Annotated in this window: 14 protein-coding genes; 5 read left to right on the top strand and 9 right to left on the bottom strand. The window is 56.1% G+C overall.

Annotated elements, in window-relative coordinates:
• Nucleotides 1-4: 4 nt before the first annotated feature.
• The 8 genes from WCA10_RS21240 to WCA10_RS21205 form a co-directional block, all read right to left on the bottom strand.
• Nucleotides 5-1,246 carry a spinster family MFS transporter gene (locus WCA10_RS21240; protein WP_472824533.1) on the bottom strand — a complete coding sequence of 414 codons (1,242 nt, stop codon included), beginning with the start codon at nucleotides 1,244-1,246 and terminating at the stop codon, nucleotides 5-7.
• A 722-nt stretch (nucleotides 1,247-1,968) separates the two neighbouring features.
• Nucleotides 1,969-2,160, bottom strand: a complete 192-nt coding sequence (locus WCA10_RS21235; RefSeq protein ID WP_472824532.1) for a hypothetical protein — start codon at nucleotides 2,158-2,160, stop codon at nucleotides 1,969-1,971.
• 237 nt (nucleotides 2,161-2,397) lie between these two features.
• Entirely contained in the window at nucleotides 2,398-3,432 is a 1,035-nt protein-coding gene (locus WCA10_RS21230) for a glycoside hydrolase family 130 protein (RefSeq protein ID WP_472824531.1), read from the bottom strand.
• Nucleotides 3,405-5,777, bottom strand: coding sequence for a glycosyltransferase family 4 protein (locus WCA10_RS21225; RefSeq protein ID WP_472824530.1), 2,373 nt, complete (start codon nucleotides 5,775-5,777; stop codon nucleotides 3,405-3,407). The genes WCA10_RS21230 and WCA10_RS21225 overlap by 28 nt, the downstream gene beginning before the upstream one ends.
• Before the next feature lie 99 nt (nucleotides 5,778-5,876).
• Nucleotides 5,877-6,155, bottom strand: coding sequence for a hypothetical protein (locus tag WCA10_RS21220; protein ID WP_472824529.1), 279 nt, complete (start codon nucleotides 6,153-6,155; stop codon nucleotides 5,877-5,879).
• Between the two features lie 122 nt (nucleotides 6,156-6,277).
• Nucleotides 6,278-6,508 (bottom strand): hypothetical protein, encoded by a 231-nt coding sequence (locus WCA10_RS21215; RefSeq protein ID WP_472824528.1) that lies wholly within the window; start codon nucleotides 6,506-6,508, stop codon nucleotides 6,278-6,280.
• Between the two features lie 166 nt (nucleotides 6,509-6,674).
• Nucleotides 6,675-7,451, bottom strand: a complete 777-nt coding sequence (locus tag WCA10_RS21210) for a Crp/Fnr family transcriptional regulator (RefSeq protein WP_472824527.1) — start codon at nucleotides 7,449-7,451, stop codon at nucleotides 6,675-6,677.
• Between the two features lie 555 nt (nucleotides 7,452-8,006).
• A complete protein-coding gene (locus WCA10_RS21205; protein ID WP_472824526.1) occupies nucleotides 8,007-8,531 on the bottom strand; it encodes a hypothetical protein in 525 nt (174 codons plus the stop codon).
• Nucleotides 8,532-8,945: 414 nt separating this feature from the next.
• Here WCA10_RS21205 and WCA10_RS21200 point away from each other — a divergent pair, with 414 nt between their 5' ends.
• The 3 genes from WCA10_RS21200 to WCA10_RS21190 all read left to right on the top strand — a co-directional run bounded on the left by WCA10_RS21200 (nucleotide 8,946) and on the right by WCA10_RS21190 (nucleotide 10,656).
• Entirely contained in the window at nucleotides 8,946-9,635 is a 690-nt protein-coding gene (locus WCA10_RS21200) for a lipid-binding SYLF domain-containing protein (protein ID WP_472824525.1), read from the top strand.
• Between the two features lie 85 nt (nucleotides 9,636-9,720).
• Complete coding sequence (locus tag WCA10_RS21195) at nucleotides 9,721-9,870, top strand: lmo0937 family membrane protein (RefSeq protein WP_472824524.1); 150 nt, start codon at nucleotides 9,721-9,723, stop codon at nucleotides 9,868-9,870.
• Nucleotides 9,871-10,464: 594 nt separating this feature from the next.
• A complete protein-coding gene (locus WCA10_RS21190; RefSeq protein ID WP_472824523.1) occupies nucleotides 10,465-10,656 on the top strand; it encodes a hypothetical protein in 192 nt (63 codons plus the stop codon).
• Nucleotides 10,657-10,856: 200 nt separating this feature from the next.
• On the opposite strand, the gene queF is transcribed toward WCA10_RS21190, so the two are convergent.
• Nucleotides 10,857-11,255: a preQ(1) synthase gene (gene queF / locus WCA10_RS21185; protein WP_472824522.1), complete on the bottom strand. Its 399-nt coding sequence runs from the start codon at nucleotides 11,253-11,255 to the stop codon at nucleotides 10,857-10,859.
• A 144-nt stretch (nucleotides 11,256-11,399) separates the two neighbouring features.
• On the opposite strand from queF, the gene WCA10_RS21180 reads away from it, so the two are divergent.
• Together WCA10_RS21180 and WCA10_RS21175 are read left to right on the top strand one after the other, a co-directional pair.
• Complete coding sequence (locus tag WCA10_RS21180) at nucleotides 11,400-12,617, top strand: efflux RND transporter periplasmic adaptor subunit (RefSeq protein WP_472824521.1); 1,218 nt, start codon at nucleotides 11,400-11,402, stop codon at nucleotides 12,615-12,617.
• Entirely contained in the window at nucleotides 12,614-13,573 is a 960-nt protein-coding gene (locus tag WCA10_RS21175; protein ID WP_472824520.1) for a tetratricopeptide repeat protein, read from the top strand. Before WCA10_RS21180 ends, WCA10_RS21175 begins: the two co-directional genes overlap by 4 nt.
• Nucleotides 13,574-13,592 lie beyond the last annotated feature (19 nt).

The raw sequence follows: 13,592 nt of genomic DNA, 5'->3' as shown, positions 1-13,592 counted from the left end.
CAAGCTAGAGAGGGATATCTTCCAGTTGCGGCGCAAAGCGCGAGCCGACGAGCAGGATTGCGCAAGAGAGGACGAGGGAGACGAGCGTGGCTCCGAGGCCGATGCGCAGGGTTGAGTGGTCGGCAATCTTGCCGATGATCTGGGGCGAGAAGGTATCGCCGAAGAAGTGGATGCAGAAGAGGTTTAGCGAAACCGCCGTGGCGCGGACGGGTGCGGAAACGGAGTTGACGATAGCGGTGTTGAGCGGGCCGGTGTTGAGGAAAAGGAAAAACTCCGCCGCGAAGAGCGCGGGGATGGCCCAGCGGCTGGGGCCGAAGAAGAGCAAGATGCCGCAGGGGAGCGTGAGGGCAACGCTCCAAAAGCTAAGCAGGTAGAGGGCGCGGTGGTTGGTCCGGAGCCAGCGCTGGGCGATCCAACCGCCGATGGCTGTGCCGAGGATGCCGTCGATGACGGTGCTGGCGCCGGCGACCTGGCTGGCTTTGGCAACAGAGAGGCCGATGGGATTGTGAAGAAATTCGGGGACCCAGTTTGAGATGCCGCCCATGGCAAAGGTCAGCATGGCGAGGCCGAAGGTTGCAGTGAGGAAGGCGAGATTGCCGAAGAGACCGGCGAATGTCGCGCGATCGGTTGTCGGCTTGATATGGTCCTGCGCGCCGCGTGCGGGCTCCCGGCCAAGGAACCCGTAGAGGGCCGCAACGATTAATCCGGGAATGGCGCAGATGAAGAAAGGCTGTCGCCAGCCCCACATCGATCCCATCTGACCGCCCGCCATGTAGCCAAGAGCTGCGCCTACAGGAATCGCAGTGTAAAAAACGGAGAGGATGCGATTGCGATCGCGCTCGGGATAGAAGTCGGCGATGACAGCGGGCGCAAAGATGCCGAAGGACGCTTCGCCTATGCCGACGATGGCATGGCGGAAATAGAGAGTCCAGTAGCTGTGAACCCAAGCGGTGCTGAGCGTGGCGAGGCTCCAGAGCACGGCCCCGGCAATGATGAGTGGCTTGCGGCGATAGCGGTCGCCCAGCCAGCCCGTGAGAGGCGCGGCCAGCATGTAGACGATAAACATGGCCGTGGTGAGCGCACCCATCTGCTCGCGGGTGGCGTGAAATTCACTTTGAACGAGGGAGAGTTCGCCGGGGAGGATGTAGCGGTCGATGTAGTTGAGGAGGTTGAGGGCGATGAGCAGGATGAGCGTGGGGAGGGCGGGACTGATGCGCGCGGGTGCGGATGAAGTCGCTGTCGCCAAGCTGGATGGTCCTCGGTTTTGAGTATCCCATGGCGGATTGCGAGGGGATACTTCCCTAAGAACCAACTCCAACTTGACATCCAAGGATTCATGGAAGACTGGCGGGTGACAATGATCTGCTCTATTGCCGGAATAGTAATTACTGGCACGGTCCGTACTGGCATGGTCCGCCGCCGAAGCCCAACGAGGTTGTTGAGGAGTACAGAGGAAACGTTCCAGGAAAATTCGCACAACCGGTATCGATTTAGGGAAGACGATACCGGTGAGATGGTTATTCGCCCGCAACGCCGAATGGCGGCGCAAAGGGCGTTTCCATTACTAATTCAGGCAAGAACTTCACCGGACAACTCTGACAGTGCGCAATTTTCGATGAAAGCACAAACTCAATTCGCGCGACGCAAAGTGCTCTGCAGGTTGCCCTTTTCTGTCCGATCCGTTCTACGGGTTGCGTTTGCTCTGGAGCAGTCCGCTGTCAATTGCTCTTCGCGGTGATCACGGGTTGCACATGTAGGCTGCTGGAAGCGCGCGTGACTCGAATACACCGTCGCCCGCAAAGGGAATACCCAATGCGAGGAGAGCGGAGTGAGGTAAGCTTACTTGCGCTCCAATTATCTTGCGAGCCTTCCCCATCTCTTTCCAGACCTGAATCGCCGCATCATTCATATAGAGGAGCCGCATCTGCACGTGACTCTCTCCGCGGAGACTATAGATGCTGATTATCCTCAAGAGATTTGTCTGCCCTGACTGGAGCAAGTGTGTCCCATGGTGACCGCCGACGCATTCTCGAGGTTCTGCACGTCTTCGCCGCTTTGCGAAATGATTTGAAAGTTCGGAGCTACCGCGGCGTGCTTTTCCATAAGACATCGCAGAAGATCGTTCGATGTGTGAATCCAGTCCGATATCGGAACGCTCATACGGCACCTCGCAGCGAAAGCCAGTAGAAGCGCCGCCAGCAGAACATGCAGCGTACCGGCCGAAGGGCAAACATGGCCCAAAGCCCGTCAAGCGAACGTAACTCACCGGGTTTGAATTGCACCGAGTTGCAGCATGGGCAAACTCGTCGGGGCCACAGAACCCGCGGCAGCCAATTTGGCCAAGTCGTGGTTGCAGCAGTCATCCGGAACTTCCTTTCAATGAAATGACGGCATGTATCATCGCGCAATTCCGTCTCCCGAACTGGGATTTGCTTCCAACCAGGAGAGGAGCGCGTGGATGCTGCCAGTGGCCAGTGCGACGCACGAATCGGCTGCACCGTAGTAGAGATTGATGGTGTCCCCGTCATCTCCAATCGTCTGTCCACACGGAAACACGACATCGTTCACGTCTCCGCTACGTTCATAGGGAGCTTCCGGGCCGAACATCCAGGATTCTCCCCGCTGGAGGCAAACGTCCGGCCTTTCCAGATCGAAGAGTGCGAGGCCGAGTCGATAGATACTTCCAGACGCAGTTTGGCGCACCCCGTGATAAATCATCAGCCATCCCTTTGGAGTTTCGATCGGCGGGGAACATAACCCGATCTTGTTCGCGTCCCACCACCCGCCGCGTCGCGCTTCCAGGATGACTTTATGACTGCCCCAGTGCCTCAAATCCGGCGAATATGAAATCCACATGTGGGCTCCCAATGTGGTTACCGGACGATGGATCATGGCCCAGTAGCCGTTGATCCTCCGCGGGAGCAATGCGGCATCTTTGTCTTCGGGCGGCATGATTACGCCGTATCGATCATAGGTTCGGAAGTCTTTCGTGAGGGCCAGTGAAACTCCGGGACCGCCGCGAGCAAACGAGGTGTACGCCACCGCGTATTGCTCGAGTTCCGGGACGTAGGTGATGCGGGGATCTTCGATGCCCCAGATTTCTTCAGGGTATTGATGCGGGCTTGCAACGAACGTGGGTTCCTGGTCGATGCGCCATCCATCGATACCATTGGCAGAACGTGCGGCACACAGATGTGAAATGCCACGCCTGTCCTCCACGCGGCACAACAGCAATGTGTCTCCATCGTCGAGACGCACAGCCCCGGCATTGAACACGCTATTGATCGCATAGGGCCAATTGTCCCTGCTTAGAATCGGATTGTGACTGTAGCGTGTGAGAAGAGGGATTTCGCTGGATTCGAGAGCCAGTGAATTGTGAAACGGAACTGTTGCGGTATTCGGATTCAACAAGGAACGCTCATTTCCGGGCATGTTTTTTCTGCGCTTGTTTCAGGTGATGCCTGCATGTCAAGCTGGGCCATCAGGAAGGAGAGCGTAGATTCAGCTCCCTGATTCTCATTCACACGATCTGGGTGGAGTCCGTCTTTGCATCCGCCGGTTGTGGCATCGTACAGCGCCACGCGGAGGTCGTTCTTGCCGAGGAACCAATCGAATACGCGATGAGCTTCAGCGCACCAATGCTCTTCCCCCGTCAGCCTGTATGCCTCAAGACAGGCAGAGATTGTGGCGCAAGCTTCGACCGGTTGCTGATCAAAACGAGGCCTCTCGTTGCCCTCACTGAAGGATCCGTTGGCACCAATTGGCACAAAGATTCCATCGTCGGCGCGGTGCTGTGCCGCGACGAGCCATTCCAGCGACTCGACTCCCGCAGCAAACATTTTCTTGTTTTGACTGTGCCACCCAGCCAGAATAAGCGCTTGCGGCAACCTTGCATTTGAGTAGGAGAGGCTCTTCTCAAACCAGCGCCATGTGTCATTGGAGCTTCGTTCGTAAACATCCAGCAGACAATCAGCCAGCGTGTTGCGATGGCTCTGAATCTCTCTGTCGCCTGGGAAGCGTCCAAGATATGTTTGCATTCCGAGCACACTGAATGCCCATGCGCGCGGACTCGTAAACTTCATCGCTGAAGGAACCGCAGCTTCGAAGAGTCTTCCTGCCGCACCACGCAATCCGGCATCCTGAGATTGCTCCAGGACAGTTCCCAAAGCCCAAAGAGCACGGCCATGGCTGTCTTCTGAACCAATCTGCTCTAGCCAATTACGGTCGTAGCTCAGGAAGTTTCTGAAACGCCCCGCATCGGAGTTGAACGCGAGCCACAGAAAAGCGAGGTACCGCCGAGAGAGATGCCTGGATTCGTTCACATTCTCCAGCCGAGTGGAAACAATGAGCGCGCGAGCGTTGTCGTCTGTTGTATAGCCCTCGCGTGAATTGGGCACAGAGAAGATCGCATGCTGCAACATGCCAGTGTCGTCTGTCATGGTCAAAAGATGGCTGGTGTTGAGTTCGGGTAGACGATCTCCTGACTCTGCCGGTATCACAACCAAATCGTCTGGGTGAGTGGCCTTCGGGTGTAGAGAGCGCTCGAACCGTGCACGCTGAAAACTCGCCATGTAGGCCTTCGCCGTTTTCGGCCAGGTTGTTCCGCGGGAGTGGAGATAAGCCCTCTTGCGCATCGCATGGCGCTCTGCGTCGTTCTCCAGGAGAGCGAGAACTGCCTCGGAGATGGCGTCTGGTTTATCAAAGGGAACCATGACGCCTCTCTTCTCCGCAAGCAACTCCTTGGCATGCCAATAGGGCGTAGAGATGATCGCTTTGCCTGCTCCCAGTGCAATGGCGAGCGTGCCGGAGACGACCTGAGCTTCCTGCCTATAAGGAGTGATGTAGATGTCCGCCGCTCCCACGTGCTCCACAAGCTCTTCCGCGCTCACAAAACGATTGTTGAGGATCAGGTGATCGCTGACGCCGAGCTGTTCTGCCAGCGCCTGCAGGCTTTCGCGATAGCGCTCGCCTTCGCGCCGCCGGATGTGCGGATGCGTCACGCCAGAAACGATATAGACCACGTTTGGATGGCGTTCCAGAATCGCGGGCAATGCTTGAATCACGTTCTCAATCCCCTTGTTCGGGGATAAGAGTCCAAAAGTGAGCAAGACGGATTTGCCTTCGGTGCCGAACTTGTCCTTGAAATAGTTTGGATCCATGAACGGGAGATCCGGTACGCCATGCGGGATAACGTCTATCTTCCCGCCCGGAACCGCATACACATCGCGAAGAAGCTGGGCGGCGAGTTCGCTCATTACAACCAGACGGTCAGAGAGTTGGGCGATTTCTTCGAGGACAATGCGCTGATTTGGGTCGGGCTCGCGTAGAACTGTGTGTAATGTCGTCACCAGCGGCATTTTCAATTTGCGAAGCAACGCCAGAATGTAGCGGCCGGCGACACCTCCAAAAATGCCATACTCATGTTGCAGGCAAACAAGATCGTTGCCATTGAAGTTGAGGAACTCTGCAGCTCGCTCGTATGACGCTAGATCTTCTTGCGCCAGCTCAAGACGAACCTGCTCCGGGTATTCGTAACTTGAATCGGGATCGTTGACCGGAATCGCAAAGAGGCGTCCTTGTCCATATTCGTCCGTAAGAGCATTGCATAGGTCGGTCGTGAATGTTGCGATGCCGCACTCGCGCGGCAAATAGTTTCCCACAAACGCAATGCGCGTCGGCAGAGGCAGGGAGCCCGCTTCAAATGGGACAGAGAAGGATGCCGCCGGAAGTGCTCCTTCAACAGGCTTTATAGAATTCTTCGTATCTGGAAATGGCATTCTTCCTGCTTTCAGTGTTGATCCGCGTCGTGCATGGTGCACTGCACCCACTACTCGCAGATCGGTAAATCAGCATTTGGCTCTCGTATCTCCGGCAGCTTATCGTGCAGGAATTGCCAACGTGTGTCTCTCGACAACAACGTCCAGCGATGTGTTTTGCTGAATCTGCCGGGCTTCCATTGTGACGTTCGCGATGTAGAAGCCTGGGAACCGCGAGATCCGAAGAGAATCAAACTCCGCGGCATTGAATCGCTTGTTGATGCCGCTCAGCGCACGAGCTAAGGCTCGATGAATCGCAAGTTCTTCTGTTAGCCCGTATCCTTGGCGCGAACAGGATACCTGCACCCACATGAAGTGCCAGCCAGCTCTACGGATCATCACATCGAAATTCGACGCTTCAATCTTTTCAACATGAGTCCAATTGTCACAAAAGGGTTCTCGAAGCGGGTCAACACGATCCGGTAAAGTGCACCGGCCGCGCAAAAAAATGGAATGCAACATCACGCTTTTACGCTTTTTGAAATGACAATTGGAGTGGTATCCGGCTTATTGGGAGTGGAAATATTCAGTGGGTTCTCGACCGACTCGTTTCCTTTGGGATCTTCGCTTGCCGGGTCCTCATGTGCGAAATCTGTTGCATCTGACTGGCCCACCGGTCGAGCCAGATGTATCTCGCTGCGGTGGCGGGCAGAGAGGTGATTCTTTACGTCTGCTTTCTTGATAAGGCTCATGGCAACTCCAGTCTCTCGGTTGCTTGCTTGGAAGATGCTCGTCTGAAGCGAAACCTGGAGTGCCGAAGGCGAGAAGGGGAAACGGACTCACTTCTAAGCATACTCTGACCACAGCTCGCGTGCCGGAATGCCCCAAGGGGATTCTGCTTAGGTTGTTTTGATATCGCTACGCACTCCGAAACCGTCGAATCGGTTTACGCCTGAATGTTCTGACCGTCTTACTCGAGGACTCAGGAATGACTCCTGGAAATGGGATTGGTGGTTTTTTAGCATTGTGCTCTGGCAGCTGGTCGAGCAGGACAACATTGAGCAGCGACTTATGCACCTGGATCCGGCCACTATAGCTAATAAAACCAAGCTTGCGAAAGCGATTCATAAAGAAGCTCACGCGGGATCGCGTGGTGCCGATCATATCCGCCAATGTCTGCTGCGTAATCGATGGGATAAAAGTTGCCGGTTCACCCGGCTTACCAAACTCCGCCATCAACAGGAGAATCCGCGCCAGGCGTTTTTCGCTGGAGTTGAAAAGCTGATCGACAAGATCAGCCTGTACTCGCATACTGCGGACCAGAAGAAACCTGAGGAATACGTCGGCAAAAGTCGGCTCATCATGCATTACGCGAATCATCTCTTCTCTGCCGATTCTTAGCGCTGTGCAAGAATTGACGGCAGTCGCAGTGGCCAGGTGCAAGCCCACGATCGCTGCCAGTGATTCCTCTCCAACAAAATCGGTAGCAGATAGAAGGGTAATCGTAGCCTCTTTACCGTTCTCGGATACAACGGTGAGTCGTGCTCGGCCTTTCTGCAGATAGAACACCGAGTCTGCTGCGTCTCCCTGGCAAAAGAATGTCTCCTTCGGGTTCAACTCGATAATTCGTCGGCCAAGCCCGGCACTTGCCAGAAAGGCGGCGGGGTCGAATGTTTTGTGGTTAGGGCTCGTCAAGGCATTCCCTCGTTGTAGACCATTGCTTGTGTGGACTAATGGCCGTGCCATGCTTTGCCGGCGGCAAGCCGCAATTGCCTCTTTGGGCATAGTCGCAGTATGTGGATAGACGCTCACAAATCGTCCGTACCTACCCTCTGTCCATCATCCCTCGCATCGAACGCTCGCGTCTGATCAATATTGCTCACCTCGTTATGAAGCCAACGAAAGCCTGTAATCTGGAGTGCCGAATTCAACTCATTAGCATCAACTCGATCCTGTGCAGACTTCACGACTTGGGCGCAAAATGTAGCGACCAGGCAGATTTATATCGAGCTGCGAGGAATAAAAGGCGACGTGTTGTACATCATCTTGAAAGCTCCCACCTACTGAGGACCAAATCTGTGTACTAATGCTCATCTTCCGCAGATATCGCGATCGATCAAGCGTGCGGCGTATTGTAAATGGGTGCTTTTCTGAAAGGACGTCGAAGCCCTGGAGAGGTGGCAAGGCTGTCTATCATATGCCAGGCGGCGGAGCAGGTTTGCTCCACCGCCTGATGTTGCAGTCTGAAAATTACTTGTGGTCGCCGCCGGCATGTTTGCCTTCGCCTTTGTCGTGTGGTCTGCCGTGAGCTTGGCCGCCGCCACCGTGTGATGGGCCGCCACGCGGCGCTGCGTTGTGCGAATTGCCGTGAGATGGACTAGGACGCCCTCCACCAGCATGGGAAGCGCCGCCATTCATGCGCGCTCCGTCTCCGCGCGGCGACTCCCGGTGGCCGTCTTGACGGCCACCATAGGCGGCACGCCCAACTCCCCCATGGTATCTTCCGCCGCCATCGCCGTTGAAGCGATGGCCTCCCCAGCCGTGGCTATAACCCCAGCCGGACCATGGACCCATTCCCACGAATATTCCATTGTAGAAATAGCCCGATCCGTAATACCCCATCGGCGCGCAAGAGTAGGGCGCATATCCGTAATAACCGTATGAGCAAACGGGTTGAACACCGATGTTGATGGAAATCTGCCCTTGAGCTATTGGCATCAAAGCCAGGCCCGCAAGCAACGCTGTTGTTGAAACAAGAATCTTGATTCCGCGCATATGTACCCCTCAGGGTGTCCACGGTTCCTTTTGTTGTGTGGAATGCCCTGTTGCCGTTGAGAACTATCCGGCAACATCAGCCACCATAAGGAAGTTGAAACCGTTGATGGTGCGTCCCGATAAACATCGGAGCTTTTTGTGTAATCCTTACGTTTTTTACTCTAGGTGTCTATGTCGAAAGAGTCTGAGCAAAAGAGACCTTTATGCTGCACTTAACGATGGCATCGGAGAAAGCGATCGTTCAATTTCGCTCACTTTAGCTGTGATCAATAATTCGTAATAATTCGTAATTCCCAAGTAGAGCGCTATTGCTCAGACAGATGCACACAATCTCCCTATTGTGAGAAGTACCTCGTGCGCCTTAGTGCGCGGAAAACAAACGCCGATGCGCACAGGTAGAAAATGGTGTTTCGAATGAAGAAAGCTATCACCTTAGTTGCATTACTCAGCCTGACCAGCATCGGCTGGGCGGGAACCAATCGCGAAGCGACCAACGACCGGTTGGACCATGCGGGCAGCGTTTTGCACGAGATCATGGCCGCGCCGGATAAAGGCATCCCGGAAGAAGTTCTGGAACATGCAAAATGTATTGCCGTCGTTCCCCATCTCCTCAAGGGCGGCTTTGTGTTCGGTGCAGAAAATGGCCGCGGTGTCGCCACCTGCAGGACCGGTGACGGCTGGAGCGCGCCAATGTTCTTTGCCATTACGGGCGGCAGCTGGGGCTTACAGATCGGTGTCGAAGGTGTGGACCTCGTCATGATTATCCAGAATGAGCGGGGAATGAAACAGCTGCTCTCGAACAAGTTTGAATTGGGTGCTGACGCCTCCGTGGCAGCCGGCCCGGTAGGCCGCCATGCTTCGGCCGACACCGATTGGAAAATGAATGCTGAGATCCTCACCTATTCCCGTGCGAAGGGTGCTTTTGCCGGACTCACACTGAACGGTGCGTCCATTCGCCATGATGAGGATTCCACCAGAGCCGTTTACGGCCATGACATCTCCAATGCCCGAATTTTGAAGGGCGAAGTTGCCATGCCGGGCGAGGCTCATTTGTTCCTCGATGCGGTCAGGGGCGCAAAAGCGCAGGCAGTTGCCTCGAACTAACAGCGGTTGCTTGTAGGTCTATTGCGGACGCTCCGGGCGGATTCCAAGCCGGGGTGTCCGCACTTTTTGAACGAAAGGGGAATATATGCTCTGGACAGTATTTGTAGTCATTCTGATTCTGTGGCTCCTCGGCTTTAGCTTCCATCTGGGCGGCGGGCTGATTCATTTATTGTTGGTGATTGCCTTGATTGTTCTCGTCTTCAAGCTGATTAGCGGGCGACGGTCCGTTATTTGAGGCGAAGCGGAATGAACATGGTGCTCGAATGGACCGGGAGGGCACAAAACTGAGAGGGTTACAATCCAGATATGCCAAAGATGCCGGCACTACAAACGAGATATGACGAAAACGGTATTCCTGTCTCAGCGAAGTGTTCTCTGTGTGGCGAACAGATGCCTCAAGGCAAACCGCGCATCATGACCCCGATCGACAATGTTGCGTGGTTTGCTGCCCAATTCAATCTTCATGTAGCGCAAAGTCACCCGCCCGCTGCACCGCGTAAATCCGCCGCGTGAGGGCGCCTCGAGCATCCTGGATACTCCGTAGGTTGACTCTCCTCAAGGAACCAGGTACTACCTCTCTCGGCTAGGACTCCCCTCGATTTCTACAGCTCGCCGAGGCACTCATCGAAGATCGATAGGTAATGAAAGTGGCGAGTGACCGCCGATTTGCCGGCGCCTGAGGATTCTGGGATTACACCACAGACCGGATTCACACCACGACAGGTTCGACCCTAGATCGAGGCTCCAGTCGGGCAGTGGGCAATCCGGATTTGTGATCTGCCGCCGTTTTGCAAGCGAAGAATGAGGAAGACAGAATTGGTCTGCGCGAGTGTATTCGACCTCTGAAGGCCGCCCCGTTACCGATCGCAGCGATCATGGCAGTAGCAGTGATCGGTCTGATTCCGGGGATCGCGACCAGGCGCCTGCACGGTTCAAGTTCGCCGGCGATGCACAGGATCCGCTTGTCGTGTTCCTCGATCTGTCTGTGCAGGCACTGCATCTCCAGCCGCAACTCGGTTAGCAGTACCCGCAATGCGCCTGACAGCTTGTTATCGAGATCTTCCAGGATCCCGGGCAGCGACTCTTCGATGTGGCGGCGTCCCTTCGGGAACAGCAACGCCTCTCCTGTGTTTGCCTCTCCACCCTCAGGGAGCTTAGGCGGCAGACCATGCCGGTAGTTACACTTTCTGCAAGCTCCGTTCGTGTTTCGTTAGTTCACTTTCACTCTTTGGGGCGGGGCCAGCGGGCTTCTACTGCAGTGGCGATTCCGCCGCGTGGGCGGAATTCGCCGCGCACAATTGCCCAGACCGGATCGCAGGCTTTCACAACATCTTCGAGGACCTGGTTGACGATGTTTTCCTGGAATATGCCGAGGTTGCGGTAGCTGAAAAGGTATTCCTTAAGCGATTTGAGTTCGAGGCAGCGTCCGCGGGGCATGTAGCGGATGGAGAGCGAGCCGAAGTCAGGCAGGCCGGTCTTGGGGCAGACGGATGTCAGCTCGGGGTCGTCAATGAGGATTTCGTAGCCGGGAAACTGGTTCTGCCAAGTCTCGATTTCCGGGAACTTGAAATCGAGCCCGGCCTTGGCGTGATCGTCGGTGTAACGTGGCGGCTGAGACATATTTCCATTGTACGAGGGATCAATATGAACACCTCGTCATGCAAGTTTCTACATCGTATTCATGCAAATTTCTGCTTCTTAAAGGCTTGCGATGAGTCTTATATACTGGCCTAGGTCGCCTGCATGGTAACGGAAAGAAAGCAATTGGACCGCAAATGGCTTTGGTTGGGTGCGGTCGTCGTCCTGATCCTGGTGTATTTTGGCGTGCGGTCTCTTACGCGGGACCGGCTGCCCGTGCGCGCCGCCGAGGTTTCGCAGGAGCCGCTGGCGAGCACCATCAGCACCAATGGACTGGTGGAACCGATTCACAATATTGGAATTCACGCTGCAATCGGGGCGATTGTGAAGGCGGTTTACGTCCAGCCGGGAGATACGGTTCCGGCGGGCAAACTGCTGATGCAGCTGGATGATATCGACGCCCGGGCAAAGGTGGCGAGCGCCGACAGCGCGGTGAAGGCCGCCCAGGCAACCCTCGAAGCCACAGCGCAAAGCGGCACACTGGAACAGCGGCATGCGTCGGCAGCAGAAATAACGCGCGACAAACTCGAGTTGACCCAGGCGCAACACGATGTCGACGCACTGGTGAAGCTGAGCGTAACCGGCGCGGCGGCGCCGAGCGAGGTAGCTGCTGCACGCGAGAGGCTGGCCACGGCGGAGGCCACTCTGCATGCGGCAGAACAAAGCGCGCAGAGCCGCTACTCCCCTGCCGAGATTGCGCGCGCACAGGCATCCTTGAACGATGCGGAGGCCAACCGGGCTGTGGCGCAGCAGGTGCTGGCGCAGGCTTCAGTGCATGCACCTTCCGCAGGCACAATCTACAGTGTCGACGTGAATGCGACTGAGTTTGCGGAGCAAGGCAAACTGCTGCTGCAGATGGCGGACCTCCACGAGGAACGCGTACGGGCTTACTTCGACGAGCCGGAGATTGGAAGGCTCGCTGTGGGCCAGCCGATCCTGATCAAGTGGGATGCGAAGCCGGGAATGGTGTGGCACGGCCATATCGAACGGACTCCGATCACGGTGATCACCTACGGAACGCGCAATGTGGGGGAGGTTCTGATCCACATCGACAACGCCGACGGCCAACTGCTGCCCGATACCCACGTGACGGTGACGGTGACGACTTCGAGCGATCCCCATGCGCTGAGCATTCCCAGAGAGGCGCTACGATCGGAAAATGGCAAGACGTTTGTCTACAAGGTCGATGGCGAAGAGTTGAAGAAGACATTTGTTATAACCGGCGCGATTAACCTTACGCAGGTTGCCATTCTTTCAGGATTGAAGGACGGTGACCTGGTGGCAACGGGAACCACGACAGGACAGCCACTGCAAGAGGGCGTTCCGATCAAGAGAGTCCGGTGAAGAGGGTATTTCAGATCGCCTTGCTGGCGGCTCTTGTCGCGGGCGCATCGGCTGAGGTTCCGAGGGACGGCTTGGGACAGGCCGATGCTGCACTGCAGGCAGGCGAGGCGGACCGGGCGCTTGCAGTTTTGAAGGCCCTGCCTTCTTCGGCCGAGGCACATAATCTGCGCTGCCGTGTCTACTTCACGCTGGAGCGCTGGGATGATGCGGCCAGCGAATGCGACCAGGCGGTGAGGCTGGATGGCCAGAGTGCAAAGGATCATTTGTGGCTGGGCAGGGCGCTTGGGGAGAAGGCGGACAATGCATCTTTTTTCTCGGCATACAACCTGGCGAAGCGCGCGCGGTCGGAGTTTGAGCAGGCGGTGAATCTTGATCCGCATGATGGTGAAGCGCTGACGGATCTTGGGGAGTTCTACTCCTCTGCCCCTGGAGTGGTGGGCGGCGGCAATGATAAAGCTCAAGCACTACTGCCCGCGCTGGAAAGAGTGGACAAGGCTCGTGCGCACATTCTGCTGGGGCGCATTGCCGAGAGCCACAAAGACTACGGCACGGCAGAGCGCGAGTTTAAGCAGGCCGCTGCGACTAGCGACCATCCGGCGTTTGCGTGGATGACACTGGCAAGCTTTTATCGCAAACACGAACACTGGGACGAGATGGAACAGACAGTCGAAATGGGATACCGGGCAGCGCAGCACGATCGGCGCGCAGGGGTGGCGCTGTATAACGGTGCTTCAGTTCTGTCGCGCGGTAAGCGGAACCTGGCGCTCGCGGCAAAGATGCTTGAAGAATATCTCGCCACTTATCCGAGAACAGAGGAAGCGCCGGCGTTTGTTGCGTACACTCGGCTTGCAAAGCTGAAAGCACAGTTGGGCGACAAAAACGGCGCATGGCAGGCGCGAACGGACGCACTGAATCTCGCACATGATTACAAGCCGGCACTAGGACTGACTTTTTGATGGATGCGCGACAAAGAAC

It is taken from the genome of Occallatibacter sp., assembly GCF_049582745.1.
Lineage (GTDB): Bacteria > Acidobacteriota > Terriglobia > Terriglobales > Acidobacteriaceae > Telmatobacter.
Note: the sequence above shows the minus strand (reverse complement) of the source record. Positions and strands in the feature narration are given on the sequence as shown.